The 14,896-nt window shown below is 66.8% G+C and carries 16 protein-coding genes and 1 tRNA gene; 10 read left to right on the forward strand and 7 right to left on the reverse strand.

The features are described from left to right. Nucleotides 1-202 precede the first annotated feature (202 nt). Nucleotides 203-279, reverse strand: a tRNA-Pro gene (locus TPR58_RS18810). A 197-nt stretch (nt 280-476) separates the two neighbouring features. On the opposite strand from TPR58_RS18810, the gene yajC reads away from it, so the two are divergent. The 8 genes from yajC to TPR58_RS18850 all read left to right on the forward strand — a co-directional run bounded on the left by yajC (nt 477) and on the right by TPR58_RS18850 (nt 6,577). Next, the gene (yajC, locus tag TPR58_RS18815) at nt 477-809 is read left to right on the forward strand and encodes a preprotein translocase subunit YajC (protein WP_346248303.1); all 333 of its coding nucleotides are present in this window, start codon (nt 477-479) and stop codon (nt 807-809) included. Further along, nucleotides 809-2,398: a protein translocase subunit SecD gene (gene secD, locus TPR58_RS18820; RefSeq protein WP_346248285.1), complete on the forward strand. Its 1,590-nt coding sequence runs from the start codon at nt 809-811 to the stop codon at nt 2,396-2,398. The genes yajC and secD overlap by 1 nt, the downstream gene beginning before the upstream one ends. A gap of 15 nt (nt 2,399-2,413) precedes the next feature. Further along, nucleotides 2,414-3,391 (forward strand): protein translocase subunit SecF, encoded by a 978-nt coding sequence (gene secF / locus TPR58_RS18825; protein ID WP_346248286.1) that lies wholly within the window; start codon nt 2,414-2,416, stop codon nt 3,389-3,391. Nucleotides 3,392-3,394: 3 nt separating this feature from the next. After that, entirely contained in the window at nt 3,395-3,763 is a 369-nt protein-coding gene (locus tag TPR58_RS18830) for an MTH938/NDUFAF3 family protein (protein ID WP_346248287.1), read from the forward strand. A 100-nt stretch (nt 3,764-3,863) separates the two neighbouring features. Beyond that, nucleotides 3,864-4,262, forward strand: a complete 399-nt coding sequence (locus TPR58_RS18835) for a glycine zipper 2TM domain-containing protein (protein ID WP_346248288.1) — start codon at nt 3,864-3,866, stop codon at nt 4,260-4,262. A 47-nt stretch (nt 4,263-4,309) separates the two neighbouring features. Next, a complete protein-coding gene (locus tag TPR58_RS18840) occupies nt 4,310-5,518 on the forward strand; it encodes a glycosyltransferase (RefSeq protein WP_346248289.1) in 1,209 nt (402 codons plus the stop codon). 31 nt (nt 5,519-5,549) lie between these two features. After that, nucleotides 5,550-6,137 carry a hypothetical protein gene (locus TPR58_RS18845; protein ID WP_346248290.1) on the forward strand — a complete coding sequence of 196 codons (588 nt, stop codon included), beginning with the start codon at nt 5,550-5,552 and terminating at the stop codon, nt 6,135-6,137. After that, on the forward strand, nt 6,137-6,577 hold the full coding sequence (locus tag TPR58_RS18850; RefSeq protein ID WP_346248291.1) for a cupin domain-containing protein: 441 nt from the start codon (nt 6,137-6,139) through the stop codon (nt 6,575-6,577). Before TPR58_RS18845 ends, TPR58_RS18850 begins: the two co-directional genes overlap by 1 nt. A 653-nt stretch (nt 6,578-7,230) precedes the next feature. On the opposite strand, the gene TPR58_RS18855 is transcribed toward TPR58_RS18850, so the two are convergent. The 5 genes from TPR58_RS18855 to uvrA form a co-directional block, all read right to left on the reverse strand. Further along, on the reverse strand, nt 7,231-7,659 hold the full coding sequence (locus TPR58_RS18855; RefSeq protein ID WP_346248292.1) for an OsmC family protein: 429 nt from the start codon (nt 7,657-7,659) through the stop codon (nt 7,231-7,233). 101 nt (nt 7,660-7,760) lie between these two features. Then, the gene (locus TPR58_RS18860) at nt 7,761-8,177 is read right to left on the reverse strand and encodes a hypothetical protein (protein ID WP_346248293.1); all 417 of its coding nucleotides are present in this window, start codon (nt 8,175-8,177) and stop codon (nt 7,761-7,763) included. A gap of 79 nt (nt 8,178-8,256) precedes the next feature. Continuing rightward, nucleotides 8,257-8,643: a hypothetical protein gene (locus tag TPR58_RS18865; RefSeq protein ID WP_346248294.1), complete on the reverse strand. Its 387-nt coding sequence runs from the start codon at nt 8,641-8,643 to the stop codon at nt 8,257-8,259. Nucleotides 8,644-8,704: 61 nt separating this feature from the next. Continuing rightward, complete coding sequence (locus TPR58_RS18870; RefSeq protein ID WP_346248295.1) at nt 8,705-8,971, reverse strand: hypothetical protein; 267 nt, start codon at nt 8,969-8,971, stop codon at nt 8,705-8,707. Nucleotides 8,972-9,040: 69 nt separating this feature from the next. Next, nucleotides 9,041-12,022, reverse strand: a complete 2,982-nt coding sequence (uvrA, locus tag TPR58_RS18875) for an excinuclease ABC subunit UvrA (protein WP_346248296.1) — start codon at nt 12,020-12,022, stop codon at nt 9,041-9,043. Between the two features lie 223 nt (nt 12,023-12,245). Here uvrA and TPR58_RS18880 point away from each other — a divergent pair, with 223 nt between their 5' ends. After that, complete coding sequence (locus TPR58_RS18880; RefSeq protein WP_346248297.1) at nt 12,246-13,763, forward strand: hypothetical protein; 1,518 nt, start codon at nt 12,246-12,248, stop codon at nt 13,761-13,763. A gap of 56 nt (nt 13,764-13,819) precedes the next feature. Beyond that, nucleotides 13,820-14,512, forward strand: a complete 693-nt coding sequence (locus TPR58_RS18885) for a YcxB family protein (protein ID WP_346248298.1) — start codon at nt 13,820-13,822, stop codon at nt 14,510-14,512. Nucleotides 14,513-14,601: 89 nt separating this feature from the next. On the opposite strand, the gene TPR58_RS18890 is transcribed toward TPR58_RS18885, so the two are convergent. Continuing rightward, the coding region (locus tag TPR58_RS18890) for a hypothetical protein (RefSeq protein WP_346248299.1) at nt 14,602-14,896 on the reverse strand (295 nt) is incomplete at its 5' end.

Genomic DNA, 14,896 nt, shown 5'->3' on the forward strand with positions numbered 1-14,896 from the left:
AGGCGATCCCTGCTCCGGCCGTTCTGCTGTAATTGAAGGATGGGCGCGCGTCGCGATCTGGGATTGTGGCAGGCTGCCGAGCGCAGCGTCATGCACCTGAAAGGCATCTCGGCAAACCGGCGCGCTGTGCCGCGTGCCAAGGCGTATCGGACTTTGAAGCAGGAGGGCGGGGCGATCCGCCCTCACGCTCATTCCAGAAACTTGGTCGGGGCGACAGGATTCGAACCTGCGACCCCCACACCCCCAGTGTGATGCGCTACCAGGCTGCGCTACGCCCCGACCGAGGTTGGGGCGTCTAGGCCCTAGCGGCGGGCGATGCAACGGTGAAAATCGCCTCGGCCGGCGAGGTGTCGCCGGGGGCCATGGGTGAGTGCGCTTTCCTTACAAGAGTTGCACGCCTTCCCCCCGCATGATAGCGCGCCGCGCTTGAAGAAATGCGGATCGATCCGCTTCAATCCAAGGCATTCAGGGACCCCATGTTCATCTCGCCAGCCTACGCCCAGACCGCAACGCAAGGCGCCAGCGCCATGGGGCTGATCCAGTTCGCACCGATGGTGCTGCTGTTCGTCGCCTTCTACTTCCTGCTCATCCGCCCTCAGCAGAAGCGGGTGAAGGCGCTGCAGAACGCAGTGGCGGCGGTGAAGAAAGGCGACTCGGTCGTCACCGCAGGCGGCCTGATGGGCAAGATTACGAAGGTCGATGAGACGACCGTCGAGATCGAACTCGCGCCAAATGTGAAGGTCCGCGCGGTCAAGGCAACACTCGCCGAGGTCCAGACCGCCGGCGGCGCCAAGCCCGCGAACGACTGATGCTGTACTTTCCCCGCTGGAAGGTATGGGCCACGATCCTGCCGATCGTGCTGTTCAGCCTGCTCGCCGTGCCGAGCTTCATGCCCAAGACCGTGCTGAACCAGCTGCCGGCGTGGCTGCCCAAGCCGACGATTAACCTGGGCCTCGACCTTGCCGGCGGCAGCTATCTGCTGCTCGAGGCCGACACGAGCCAGGTGGCCGAGGCCCGGCTGGAGCAGATGCGCGAACAGGTGCGCGCCGAGATGCTGCGCGATCCGCGAATCGCGATCGGCGACATCGCCATTGTCGACGGCAAGCTGAGCTTCATGGTCCGCGATGCCGGCAAGGTCGACGCGGTGCGCGAGCGCCTGCTGCCGATCACCGGCAGCGGCGCCGGCATGACCGGCCAGCGCGTGTGGGACATCGAGGTCGTCAATTCGAACACCTTCGTCCTGACCCCGACCAAGGCCGGGCTGGACGAGGCGATCAACACCGCGATGGGCGACGCCCGCGAGGTGGTCGAAACCCGCATCAACGCGCTGGGTACGCGCGAACCGACGATCATCCGTGAAGGCTCGAACCGGATCGTCGTCCAGGTTCCAGGCCTTGAAAATCCGACCCAGCTCAAGGAACTCATCGGCCAGACCGCCAAGCTTGAATTCAAGCTGGTGAACGAGTCCGTCAACGCCATGGCGCCGGGTGCGGTGCCGGTCGGCACTCAGATCCTGCCCTATGAAGAGGGTGGCGGCCGCATCGCCGTCTATTCGCCGGTCTCGCTGAGCGGCGACCAGCTGGTCAATGCTGCGCTCGACTTCGACCAGCGCACCAACGCGCCGGGCGTGAGCATCCAGTTCAACGGGGCCGGCACCAAGCGGTTCGCAACCTTGTCGACCCAGAATGTCGGCAAGCGCTTCGCGATCATCGTCGACAACAAGGTGATCTCGGCACCTTCGTTCAACGAACCGATTCTCGGCGGTTCGGCGCGTATCTCGGGCAGCTTCACCAGCGACAGCGCAACCCGGCTGGCGATCGCGCTGCGCTCGGGCAAGCTGCCGGTCGCGCTGAAGGTCGTCCAGGAAAGCACCGTCAGCCCCGAACTGGGCCAGGACTCCATCAACGCGGGCGTGACCGCCTCGATCATCGCGATCGTCGCGGTGATCAGCTTCATGATCCTGACCTATGGCCGCTTTGGCATCTATGCGACGCTGGCCGTCGTCTTCAACGTGCTGATCATCGTCGGCGTCATGGGTCTTCTGACCGCGACGCTGACGCTGCCGGGCATCGCCGGCTTTGTGCTGACGATCGGTACCGCGGTCGACGCGAACGTGCTGATCAACGAACGCATCCGCGAAGAACGACGGCGCGGGCGCGTGGTGACCCAGGCGATCGAACTGGGCTACAAGGAAGCCAGCCGCACGATCTTCGAGGCGAACGTGACTCACGCGATTGCGGGGTTCATCATGTTCGCGCTGGGCTCCGGCCCGGTGAAGGGCTTCGCGGTCGTGCTGCTGATCGGTATCGCGACGTCGGTGTTCACCGCCGTGGTGTTCACCCGCCTGCTGACCTCGACCTGGGTGCGCCGCAATCGGCCCACCACCATCAATATTTAACGGGACGCGAGACTCATGCGGCTCCTCAAGATCGTTCCGGACAACACCAATATCGGGTTCGTCCGGGTTCGCCACATCGCCTTTGCGATCACCCTGGTTCTCACGATCGCGGCAATTGCCTTGGTCGTGACCCGCGGCCTGAACATGGGCGTCGACTTTGCCGGCGGCGTGTCGATCGAGGAGAAATTCACCTCGCCGCCGCCGCTCGACGAGGTCCGCTCTACCGTCAACGCGCTGGGCCTGGGCGAGGCGACGCTGCAGCAGCTGGGCGGGCCGAACAACGTCACCATCCGACTGCCACTGCCTGAGTCGACCGCCCCGGATGCGGTCGACAAGATGGTCGAGCAGGTGAAGGGCGCGCTGGAGGCGAAATTCCGCGATGCGCAATTCAGCAACTACTCTACCGTGTCGGGCAAGGTATCCGACGAGCTGGTCTGGCGCGGCGGGCTGGCGGTGCTGCTCGCCATCATCGGCATCGCGATCTTCTCGTGGCTGCGCTACGAATGGCAGTTCGGCGTCTCAACCGCGGTGGCGATCGTCCACGACGTGGTGATGACGCTCGGCTTCTTCGCGCTGACCCAGATGGTGTTCGACCTGAACATCGTCGCCGCGGTGCTGACGATCATCGGCTATTCGATCAACGACAAGATGGTCATCGACGATCGTATCCGCGAGAATATGCGCAAGTACCGCAGGATGGGCATGCGCGAGCTGATCGACCAGTCGGTCAACGAGACGCTACCGCGTACCGTGATGACCTCGGTGACGATCATGCTGGCGCTGGGCGCGCTGCTGATCTGGGGCGGCCATGTGCTCCAGGGCTTCACCGCGGCCATGATGCTGGGCATCGTCGTCGGCACCTACTCCTCGGTCTATGTCTCGTCGTCGCTGCTGATCACCTTGGGCCTGAAACCCGGTGTGCGCGAGGACCGCGCCGAGGCCGCCGCCGCCAAGGAAAAAGCGGAACGGATGACGCCGCGGGCCGGACGCTGACCGATGGAAATGCTGCGAAGCGCCGTCGAGGGGCCGGTCATCTCCGGCTTTTCGGCGGGCGGCTTCAAGGTTGATGGCGGAGTCTATCACGGGCTGCTGATCAGTCCGCTGCGCGCCGATGGCTGGACGCCGCCGCCGATCGAGCAGTTGTCGGAAGACGATCTCGTGTCCGTTCTTGCACTCGATCCCGCCCCCGAATTCATCGTTTTGGGCACTGGTTCCGCGCTGGTGCACCCGCCCCGGCCTCTGGTCACCGCACTTGGGGCACGGAACATCGGACTGGAAATCATGGACAGCAGGGCCGCGGCGCGGGCGTGGGGCGTGCTGCGTGCCGAAAAACGCTGGATTATCGGAGCCTTGTATCCCTTGTGAACATGCTGTTCACATGACCGCAAGATTGAAACTCATCCGATACGACCTGCGTTACTCCCTCGAATGGCCGAAACCGGTCCCGTTCAGTGGAGAAATCTTGATGCGTACCCTTCTGATTGCGCTTGGCGCGCTGACTGTTGCCGCCCCGGCCGCGATGGCCGAACCCGTCGCGAAGACCGAAATCGGCACCTCGCTGGCCACCTACGCCGCCAGCTTCGCCGAGCCCGGCGCCTCGATCTTCGGCGACACCAGCACCAATGCCTATGACCAGCGCCGCCGTCATCGCTATCGCGAGTGGCGCGGCCGCGACGGCCGCCGTTACTGTCGCAAGTCGGACGGCACCACCGGCCTGGTCGTCGGCGCAGTCGGCGGCGCGCTGGTCGGCCGCACGATCGACACCCGCGGTGACCGTACCGCCGGCACGGTGCTTGGCGCGGTCGCGGGCGGCCTTGCCGGTCGCGAGATCGATCGCGGCGGTTCGCGTCGCCGCTGCCGTTAAAAGGGCCCGGCGGAGCATGTTAACCTCCCTTGTATAAGGGAGGGGGCATGCTCCGCCTGCTCACTCTTTCGACGCTCTTTCCGAACGAGACCCGGCCCGAATTCGGCATCTTCGTGGAGCGGCAGACGCTGTCGCTCGCAAAGCGTGACGATCTCGATGTCCGGGTTGTCGCTCCGGTGGGAATGCCGCCCTGGCCGCTCTCGCGGCTGGGGCGGTATCGCGTCGGGGGCTCGCTGCCGCATCGCGAGCGGTGGAAGGGGCTGGACGTCTATCGGCCGCGGTTCCTCAACCTGCCCGGCACGGGCGGCCGGTTCCATGCCCGAATGCTGGCGGACGCGGTGCTACCGCTTGCCCGCCGTCTCCATGCGGAGCGACCGTTCGACCTGATCGCCGCCGAATTCTTCTATCCGGACGGGCCCGCCGCCGCACGAATTGCCAGCGCGCTGGGCCTTCCCTTTTCGATCACCGCGCGCGGATCCGACATCCATCACTGGGGACGGGTACCCGGCATCGCCCGCCAGATGCTCGATGCGGGCAACAGGGCGGCGGGCATGATCGCGGTGTCGGAGGCGCTGCGCGACGACATGGCGGCGCTCGGGCTGCCTGCGTCGCGAATCCGGCCCAACACGACCGGCGTGGACCTCGCGCGCTTCGCGCTCAGGGACCGGGCGACCGCAAAGGCGGGGCTCGGCATCGACGGCCCCTTGGTCGTGTCGCTGGGTGCCCTGATCCCGCTGAAGGGCCATGCGATCGTGATCGATGCGGTCGCCCGGCTGCCGGGGGTGCAGTTGCGCATCGCGGGCCAGGGACCGGAGCGCGAACGGCTTCAGGCGCATATCGACCGGCTGAACCTGCGCGATCGTGTGACGCTGCTGGGCGGGGTGCCGCAGGACGCAGTTCCTGCGCTGCTGGCCGGTGCGGACGTGATGGCGCTGGCGTCCGAGCGCGAAGGACTGGCCAATGCCTGGGTCGAGGCGATCGCGTCGGGCACGCCGATCGTCGTCCCCGATATCGGCGGGGCCCGCCAGGTGCTGCGGGGCGGGGCGGCTGCCGGACGGTTGGCCGAGCGGACCCCTGCGGGATTCGCGGCCGCGATCGAGGCGATCCTCGCGGCGCCGCCAGCGCGATCCGAGGTTCGCCGGGTCGTTGAGCCCTATAGCTGGCAGGCGAATGGCGAGCGGCTCCACGGCCATTATGCGAGGCTCGCGGCAGGTGGGGGGCGGAACCAGATTGACAGTCGCGCGTCCTTATCGTGACACAGGTGTCACGAACTGGCGGAGGCACGACATGGCTGCTAAAAAAGACGGTAAGCCCACCAAATATTTCAACGGTATCAAGCTGCCCAAGGCGCTCCGCGACCAAGCCGGCACGCTGGCCAAGCTCGCGAAGAACCCGCTCGTTGCCGATGTGATCGCCGCCGGGCTGGTCGCGCTGGCCGCCAAGGTCAGCACGAGTCCCAAGGTGCGCCAAGCGGCGGCCAAGGCGAAGGATCGGGCTACCCAGGCCGCAAGTGATGTTGCCGAAGCGGCATCGACGGTCGCCGCGAATGCGACCGAGCTTGCCGCCACGGTGACCGAAGTACCGCCGCAGAAACCCGTACCGGCGCGCAAGCCTGCCGCACCCAGCAAGGCTGCCGCCCGCAAGGTGCCGACGACGGCCGCCGCCGCGCCTGCGCCGACCCGCAAGGCCTCGTCCACCCGCAAGACCTCGGTCGCGACGCCACAGTCCGCCAGTACGACGCCTGCAGCGGAAAAGGCGCCCGGCAAGAGCAAGGGCGGCGCGGCCAAGGCGGGTGCCGCCAAGTCCTCGACCCCGCGCAAGCCTGCGAGCCGCAAGGCGGCATCGCCGAAATCCGGCGCCACGTCGCCGGAGTGATGTCCGATAACGCTGCGGCCCTGATCGCCGCGCTGGATCTCAGCCCCCATCCCGAGGGCGGGTGGTATCGCGAAACCTGGCGCGCACCTGCTGCGCCGGGGCATCGCTCGGCCGGCACCGCCATCCTGTTCCTGCTGGAACAGGGACAGCGCTCGCACTGGCACCGGGTCGATGCCGACGAACTCTGGTTCTGGCATGCTGGCGCGCCGATCGACCTCGGTATCGAACAGGATGACGGAGCGATCGCCCGGACGCCCCTCGGCGGCGATGTCGCGGCCGGCCAGCATCCGCAGGGACGGGTGCCAGCGGGCCGCTGGCAATCGGCCGAGGCTCGGTCGGGATGGGCACTGGTGAGTTGCACCGTGACTCCCGGATTCGAATTCTCCGGGTTCGAACTCGCACCGCCGGGCTGGGTGCCGCCGGGCGATGGCCGGCCCTGACTTGTCCCCGTTATCCACGTTATCCACAGGGTCGTGACGTCGCTTTATTGCTTCCAGCGGCCATCGATCCATGACAGCTTCATGACTGTAGGAAGACGGTTCCGCAACGGAAAACCCAAGCAGAACCAGAGGCTTACACGAGCCGACGGATCGTAGGTGCCTTTTGGAAACCACGTGAAGCCGGTTCGGGATGCACCGATGGCGATCGAATGTTCGGGACCGTCGAGAGACGATCTGGAACGCTGGCGAAGCGCCCTGAAAAGGGATGCGACGCTTCCAAGCGAAGGATCCCGAAAGGGGTTGATCGCAAGGGATCGATGATCGGGAACGCATCGACCAAGGCTTCGGAAGGTTGCCGTCCGGCGACAGGTCGAAGCGGGTCATCGAGACGAATGTCCCGTCCGCCGCTCGCGGTGGAAGAGAGATGCGAAGCGATGGCCGACGCGAAACCCGCATGCCCTTGCCGGCGCGGGCGGAGCAGCCGCCGAAACCAGGCACGAGGGTTTTCGAACTCGAATGCCGAAGTCCGGTGACACGGGGGCCGGCAGCAATGCCGGCCCCTTTTGCTTGTCCGCAGCAGGCCGCGCGTCATGACGATGACCGGGCAGCCGCAGTGCGGGGGGACGCGACCGGCCCTGCCGAGCCGCGTCGGCTCACCGCAGGGTGAAATCCAGCGTGATTTCCGCTTTCAGCAGCTTGGAAACCGGGCAGTTCTTCTCTGCGCCCTTGGCGAGCTCAGCGAACTGATCCTGCGAGATGCCCGGAATCTCGGCATTCAGCGTGAGGTCCGAGCGGGTGATGGTGAAGCCGCCCTCGCCGTCCTGCTCCAGCTTGACCGCAGCCTTCGTCTCCAGCGTGCCTTCGCTGAACCCGGCCCGTGCCAGTGCGAAGCTGAGCGCCATCGTGAAGCAGCCGGCATGGGCGGCCGCGACGAGTTCTTCCGGGTTGGTGCCCTTTTCGTCCTCGAAACGCGAGTTGAAGCCATAATATTGGTCGGTCAGCACGCCCGACTGGGTCGTGACGGCGCCGCGGCCTTCCTTGCCGAAGCCGGTGTAGCGCGCGGTTGCGGTGCGGGTGGTCATCTGGACTCTCCTGATCGTTCGGCCACGAAAATGGGGCGCCGGAGATCTAGGATCACCGACGCCCCGAAAGCCATTATCCGTTGGTCTGGGTCATGCCGGCCTTAACGGCAGCGTGCATCGCCGCGGTCGACCGAGGATCCCAGCGCTGCGCCGCCTGCTGCGCCCAGCAGCACGCCCAGCGTCTCCGAACCGCCCGGTGCGATCACCGCACCCAGCAGGCCGCCGGCAACGCCGCCGACGATCAGGCCGGTGGTGCCGTCCGAGCGTCGGCAATAATAGCGGCCGTCCTGCCCGCGATACACGCGGTCGTTACGGCTCAGCCGACGCTCGCGGTACCGGCGATTGTCCTCGCGGTAATAGCGGTCGGCATAATAGCCGCCATAGCTGGGATCGGGGCGGTTCCAGTCATAGCCGGAATAGCCACGTCCGGCGTAGCCGGGGCGGCCATTGTCATAATCAGAGCATGCAGTGGTGCCGAGCGCTGCGGCCGCAATCACGCCTAGGGTAAAGATACGCATCTTTCTCTCCTGAGCCTTGTCTAGGGATGTCGGAGGAATGCGCGAGCGCTGGGATAGTTGCGTGACGCCCCTTTCCCCCTCAGTGGATCGTGTCGAGATCCGCCGCGTCGTCGCGCACCAGGCTGGGCGCCGGACCTGTGGCGGGGCGCAGGCCTTCGCGTTCGCTTTCGGGCACTTCGGCCGTCGGATCGGGGCGGAAGGCGTCGGGCGCGCGATCATTCGGGCCGGGGTGCGGCTGGTCGAGCGCCAGGTCGGGCGCGTCATGCTCGGCGTTGCCGGGCGCCAGCATGCGGCGGGCGACCTCGAAGATGCCCGCGCCGATCGCGACGGCCGCCGCTGCGACAGAGGCAATTCCGATCAGCTGGCTGGTACGATGACGACGGGCCGGCTTCGCGGCGGCACGCTTCGAGACGGTCGATGCGCGGGGGGCCGTGCGCGGCTTGGTCGAGTTCTGGCGGGTGGCCATGGGGCACTCCATTGTCGTTGGATATGCCTTGAAAACGGGCCGCGACCTTCCCTGTTCCGGGTCAGGCGCTGTCGAGGGGCCAGCGGGCGTGGCGGCCTCGGTCGCCAAGATCGATCAGCGCGTCATTGAGGCTGCTGGCGCGCGTCAGGTCGACGCCGTCGCGAGTCTCTATCGCTTCCTGCCAGGGAGCCTCGTGCTGCTTGTCGCGAAGGGTGCGACGATAGGCTTCGCTGCGCACCCGCTTCATCCGTCGCCAGAGCAGCGGCATCATGACGAACGGGAACAGCAACGCGATGATCGTGAAGACGACCCAGAAGACGTGACCCATGGCAAAAGCCCCCCGGTGCCAGGCTGGACGATTTTCCGTCCGGACGCCAGCCCCCGGGAAGATTGCCAACTATTCGGCCGCGACGGCTTCCCCGGGCACAGGCACCGCGCTCTTGCGCTTTTCCAGCAGCGGGCGGAGATACGTGCCGGTATAGCTGCGCGGTTCCTTCGCCACCGTCTCCGGCGTCCCCTGGGCGACGATCTCGCCGCCCTTGACGCCGCCTTCGGGTCCCAGGTCGAGCACCCAGTCGGCGGTCTTGATGACGTCGAGATTATGCTCGATCACCACCACCGTATTGCCCTGTTCGACCAGCGCATGGAGCACCTCGAGCAGCTTGCGCACATCCTCGAAATGCAGGCCGGTCGTGGGCTCGTCGAGGATGTAGAGCGTGTTGCCCGTCGCTCGCCGGGCGAGCTCCTTGGCCAGCTTCACCCGCTGCGCCTCGCCGCCCGACAGCGTCGTCGCCTGCTGCCCGACCTTGACATAGCCCAGGCCGACTTCGGCGAGCATCGCCATCTTGTCGCGGATCGGCGGCACCGCCTTGAAGAACTCGACCGCATCCTCGACGGTGGTGTCGAGCACGTCGGCGATGCTCTTGCCCTTGAACTTCACCTCCAGCGTCTCGCGATTGTAGCGCGCGCCGTGACACACGTCGCACGTCACATAGACGTCGGGCAGGAAGTGCATCTCGATCTTCAGCACGCCGTCGCCCTGGCACGCCTCGCACCGGCCGCCCTTGACGTTGAAGCTGAACCGGCCGGGCTTGTAGCCGCGCGCCTGCGCCTCGGGCAGTCCGGCGAACCAGTCGCGGATCGCGGTGAAGGCGCCGGTATAGGTCGCCGGATTGGACCGCGGGGTGCGGCCGATCGGCGACTGGTCGATGTCGATGACCTTGTCGAGATGCTCGAGCCCGGTGATCTTGTCATGCTTGCCCGCCAGCATGCGCGCGCCGTTCAGCGCCCGCGCCGCGGCGGCATAGAGCGTGTCGATCGTGAAGCTCGACTTGCCCGATCCCGACACGCCGGTGATGCAGGTGAAGGTGCCCAGAGGGATGCTGGCGGTCACGCCGGTCAGGTTGTTGGCGGTCGCATTGTGGACCGTCAGCTTCTTGCCGGTTCCCTTTCGACGCTTGGCGGGCAGGGGAACCTCGCGCGTGCCGTTCAGATAGTCGGCGGTGACGCTGCCCTCGGTCGCCAGAACCTGCTCCAGCGTACCCTGCGCGACCACTTCGCCGCCATGAACGCCGGCGCCCGGTCCCATGTCGATCACATAATCGGCGGTGCGGATCGCATCTTCGTCATGCTCCACCACCAACACGGTGTTGCCCAGGTCGCGCAGCCGCCGCAGCGTGGCGAGCAGCATGTCGTTGTCGCGCTGGTGCAGCCCGATCGACGGCTCGTCGAGCACGTAGAGCACACCGGACAGGCCGCTGCCGATCTGGCTGGCCAAGCGGATGCGCTGGCTCTCGCCGCCCGACAGCGTACCGCTGGTCCGGCTGAGATTGAGATAGTCGAGCCCGACATTGTTGAGGAAGCCGAGCCGCTCGTCGATTTCCTTCAGGATCGCGCGCGCGATCTCGCGCTGCTGGTCTGTCAGATGCGCCGGCAACGCCTTGAACCATTCCAGCGCATCGACCACCGACAGGCGGGTCGCGTGGCTGATGTCCTCGCCCGCGACCTTCACCGCCAGCGCCTCGGGCTTCAACCGGGCACCGTGGCAGGTCTCGCAGGGATGCGCAGCCTGATATTTGCTCAGTTCCTCGCGCATCCAGGCGCTCTCGGTCTGGAGCATGCGGCGGTTGAGATTGCCGATGACGCCTTCGAACGGCTTGCGAACGTCATAGCTCTTCTTGCCGTCGACGAAGGTCAGCGTGACCGGCTTGCCGCCGGTCCCGTGCAGGAGGATCAGCTTCACCTCGCCGGGAAGGTCCTTCCACGGCGTTTCCAGGCTGAAGCCGAATTCGCGCGCCAGGCTGCCGAGCACCTGCATGTAATAGGGGCTGGGCGGGTTTGACTTCGCCCAGGGAACGATCGCACCCTTCTTGATCGTCAGCTCATGGTTGGGGACGACCAGATCCTCGTCGAACACCAGTTTCTCGCCCAGGCCGTCGCAGGCCGGGCAGGCGCCCTGCGGCGCGTTGAACGAGAAGAGCCGCGGCTCGATCTCGGAAATGGTGAAGCCGCTGACCGGGCAGGCGAACTTCTCGGAAAAGACGATGCGGTTGTCGGGAATCCCGGTCCCCTTCATCGATCCCAGGCTGGTGGCGCCTTCGACCTGGAATTCCTGCCGAGCCTCGCGCACGCTCGATCCGGTCGTCTCGGCGACGGTGCCATCGACCAGATCGACATAGGCCAGCCCCTCGGCCAGCTTCAGCGCGGTCTCGAAGCTCTCGGCCAGGCGGGTGGCGATATCGCCGCCGACCACGAGCCGATCGACCACGACCTCGATGTCGTGCTTGTATTTCTTGTCGAGTGCCGGCGCTTCCTCGATCAGGTACATTTCGCCATCGACCCGGACGCGCTGGAAGCCCGCCTTCTGCCACTCGGCCAGTTCCTTGCGATACTCGCCCTTGCGGCCGCGCACGACCGGCGCCAGCAGCAGCAGCCGCGTCCCCTCGGGCAGCGCAAGCACGCGGTCGACCATCTGGCTGACGGTCTGCGCCGAAATCGGCAGGCCGGTCGCCGGCGAATAGGGGATGCCGACCCGCGCCCAGAGCAGGCGCATATAGTCGTAGATCTCGGTCACGGTCGCGACCGTCGAGCGCGGATTGCGCGAGGTCGTCTTCTGCTCGATCGAGATCGCGGGGGACAGGCCCTCGATATGATCGACATCGGGCTTCTGCATCAGCTCGAGAAACTGGCGCGCATAGGCCGACAGCGACTCGACATAGCGGCGCTGCCCCTCGGCATAGATCGTGTCGAACGCGAGCGACGACTTGCCGGAACCCGACAGGCCGGTGATCACCGTCAGCGTGTCGCGCGGGATGTCGATATCGACTCCCTTGAGATTGTGCTCGCGCGCGCCGCGGACGGAAATGGTGGTGAGTGCCATGCCGATAGTTCTATCTTTGTTCTGAATGGAATGCCAGACTTGAGATAGGAACGGCGAACCCCGTTCGCCAGTTGCGTGATTTCCCGGGGATGCGGCATTCGGGCAAGTCCGCGAATTCGGCCGGGCGGCGACGGGCAGAGGATTTCGACTGATCGATCTTCAGTCACGGTTCATCGGCGTGGGCCCTAGCTGTGGTGAAGCGGGCAGGAGAGAGGCGAGGGCGATGGTGCAGGGCAGAGGCAAGAGGCTGATCGTCGCATTCGGCGCCATGACGGCGGCGGTGGCGTTGTCGGCATGTACGCCGATCGACTATGGCTATGATTACGGCATTCCCGCGCCCCAGGCGGCGCCGTCATGGGCCGATCTTGCCAATTTCGACACCTATGAATGGATCGACCGTGCCGAGGCGATGAGCGACGCGATCGGCGAGTCGCCGCCCGACGCGACCTTCAATGTCTCGGACGGTGCGCCCTGGGCCTGGACGCTCGAGGACGGCTCGCTGCTGCTGGTCGAGCAGCGGGACGACGGCCCTCACAGCTATTATTTCGAGAGCGGGTCCGATGCGCCGTTCCTGGTCCGCGATCCGGAGATGAGCTTCGGCTTCATCGAGGGGCAGATCGCGGTCGTCTATGGGGCTGATGGCGAGGCGCTGGAGCGCGACGTCGCCGCGCCCTATCTGATCGACGGCGCGCGCGGCTATGAACGCGGGCGGCGACTCAAGCGTGACATGGCACGGCGAGACGAATGGCAGGACGTTCAGGTGAACAACTGGATCCTGTTCAGCCCGAGCCTGTGGGCGTGGAACGACGACTGGTCCTATGGGCGCGAGCGGATCCCGCAATGGCGCAACTTCCGGCGCAACGCGCGGGCGATCGCCCATCGTGACCGCTGGCGGCAGGAACGGATCCGCCGCGGCGAAATCTGGGATCGATTCCGGCGCTGGGGGCATGGCGGCTGGCGCGGTCCCCCGCCGGGCCGTTTCGTCCCGCCACCGCCGGGTACGACCATCCCCGGCCGGCCTACGCGCCCGCCGGGACGGCCGGGCCGCCCCGGTCGGCCGCCGATCCCGCCCCGAGCGCCCGATGGCCAGCAGCCGGGAACGGTCCCGGCGCTGCCGCCGGCCGACACCGGCGTGCGCCCGCCCGGCTGGGTCCGGCCGGACCGTCCCGGTCGGCCTGACAGGCCGGATCGTCCCGACCGCCCCGACGGGCCTGGCGCCGGTCCCGCGCAGCCGGGCCGGCCCGATGGCTGGGTTCGTCCCGATCGTCCGGGCCGCCCTGATCGTCCCGGAAGACCGGGCTGGGGTGGCCCGCGTCCGGCTCCGCGCCCGGCGCTTCCCGCCGGTCAGCCGGGCGCACAGCCGCCGATGCCGTCGGACAATCCGTCGGGTCCGCCGCCCGCGGTGTCGCCGCGTCCGGTGCCGCAGCCCGGAATGCCGCGTCCGCCCCGCCCGCGTTTCGATCCGCGCGGCAGCGAAGGCGGACCCGAGCGCGTGCCGCGATCGGACTTTGGTCGACCGCGCGGAGGGATGAACCCAGCACCGCGGCCCGGCTACCAGCCGCCGGTGCGCCCGGCCCCGTCGGCGCAGCCGGCGCCCCCGCGTTATCAGGCGCCGCCGCCCCGGGCATCACCTCCGCCGCCGGCCCCGCCGCGGGCAGCACCGCCTCCGCCGCCACGCGCCGCACCGCAGCCGCGCCCGGCGCGGGTCGAGGGTAACACCCGCCGGTCCGATGATCGGTGACACGCACGCACCACCCCGGCTAAGTCGCGCCTCGCGATGATGCCGGGGACAGGGCGATGAACGACGAACCGCCGGTCGCTTCCGACGGGGCCGAAATACCTGGTGTTTCGACCGACCGCTGCGAAAGCGACGCGTTCGACGTCACCGTGGCCGATTATCGCCGCGCGCTCGAGGTCGCAGTGGCGGACGGACGGCCCGAGGAGCCGCCGATCCTGCAATGGCTGATCGCCAGCGCGCTGGAGCGGGGGCGGGTCTATGCCGGCATTATCGCCTTTGTAACCCTGTCGGTCGGCCTTGTGCGCGGGGCCCGGACCGGATCGCTGATGGCCGGTCTGCAATGGGGTGCCGGCGCATTGCTGCTGGGGATTCCCGCCTGCATCCTGCTGGCCGCGATCATCGCCCTTGTGGGGATCGCCCGTTACCGCCTGACCTGGCGGCATCTGCCCCAGGCCTATGCCCAGTGGAAGCGTCCGGGACGGCGTCGCGTGCAGTGGAACGAGACGGTGCTGATCGTGTCGGGCAGCGAGGGCTTTGGCAGCTATGCGTGGCGCGACCTGCACGGCTGGATCGCGATCGATGACGGGGTGATCCTGTATCTCGACCAATATGACCCGCTCCCGATCCCCAATATCGCGCTTGGGGAGGGCAGGGGCGAGGCGCTCATCACACGGCTCATGGCCGCCGAGGTCCCGCAGGGCTGGCGCTACCGGACCGACGAGCAGCGGGTGCTGGCGCGCGCGTTCCGCTAGAGCATTTTCAAGTTGACCGTATACGGTCAACGACTTGGAAAATGCGGCATCGAAAACACTGGAGCGTCTTCACTGAAGGTGAAAACGCTCTAGCAGGCTGTTGAAGAAGTCCATTTTCGGGCGATGAAGGGATATTCGTCGCCATAACGGTAGCAGATTTCGCCGTGGAGGGAGCCGTCCGACTGGAGTTGGGCCGAGCCATCTCCGGCTACCTCGGTCATTTCGTCGCTGCCGTCCCAGGAGAAGTCGATGCTTGTCGCTTCGGTGTTGCTCGCCTCCCAGATGTGTCCGGTGCAGCATCCGAAGGCGAACTCGCCCGAACCATTCCCCTCGAACAGGATATAGGCTGGCTCGACCATAGCGGGATAATCGGCCTCGAAGTCG

The sequence above is a fragment of the Sphingomonas rustica genome (assembly GCF_039652585.1).
Classification (GTDB): Bacteria; Pseudomonadota; Alphaproteobacteria; order Sphingomonadales; family Sphingomonadaceae; genus Sphingomonas; species Sphingomonas rustica.

Bases quoted from the DNA above. Each gene is read 5' to 3' on its own strand.
- TPR58_RS18860 (WP_346248293.1), bottom strand. From the start codon at position 8,177: ATGCGTATCTTTACCCTAGGCGTGATTGCGGCCGCAGCGCTCGGCACC.
- TPR58_RS18855 (WP_346248292.1), bottom strand. From the start codon at position 7,659: ATGACCACCCGCACCGCAACCGCGCGCTACACCGGCTTCGGCAAGGAA.
- TPR58_RS18865 (WP_346248294.1), bottom strand. From the start codon at position 8,643: ATGGCCACCCGCCAGAACTCGACCAAGCCGCGCACGGCCCCCCGCGCA.
- TPR58_RS18835 (WP_346248288.1), top strand. From the start codon at position 3,864: ATGCGTACCCTTCTGATTGCGCTTGGCGCGCTGACTGTTGCCGCCCCG.
- TPR58_RS18845 (WP_346248290.1), top strand. From the start codon at position 5,550: ATGGCTGCTAAAAAAGACGGTAAGCCCACCAAATATTTCAACGGTATC.
- uvrA (WP_346248296.1), bottom strand. From the start codon at position 12,022: ATGGCACTCACCACCATTTCCGTCCGCGGCGCGCGCGAGCACAATCTC.
- TPR58_RS18870 (WP_346248295.1), bottom strand. From the start codon at position 8,971: ATGGGTCACGTCTTCTGGGTCGTCTTCACGATCATCGCGTTGCTGTTC.
- TPR58_RS18850 (WP_346248291.1), top strand. From the start codon at position 6,137: ATGTCCGATAACGCTGCGGCCCTGATCGCCGCGCTGGATCTCAGCCCC.
- yajC (WP_346248303.1), top strand. From the start codon at position 477: ATGTTCATCTCGCCAGCCTACGCCCAGACCGCAACGCAAGGCGCCAGC.
- TPR58_RS18880 (WP_346248297.1), top strand. From the start codon at position 12,246: ATGGTGCAGGGCAGAGGCAAGAGGCTGATCGTCGCATTCGGCGCCATG.
- secD (WP_346248285.1), top strand. From the start codon at position 809: ATGCTGTACTTTCCCCGCTGGAAGGTATGGGCCACGATCCTGCCGATC.
- TPR58_RS18830 (WP_346248287.1), top strand. From the start codon at position 3,395: ATGGAAATGCTGCGAAGCGCCGTCGAGGGGCCGGTCATCTCCGGCTTT.
- TPR58_RS18885 (WP_346248298.1), top strand. From the start codon at position 13,820: ATGAACGACGAACCGCCGGTCGCTTCCGACGGGGCCGAAATACCTGGT.
- secF (WP_346248286.1), top strand. From the start codon at position 2,414: ATGCGGCTCCTCAAGATCGTTCCGGACAACACCAATATCGGGTTCGTC.
- TPR58_RS18840 (WP_346248289.1), top strand. From the start codon at position 4,310: ATGCTCCGCCTGCTCACTCTTTCGACGCTCTTTCCGAACGAGACCCGG.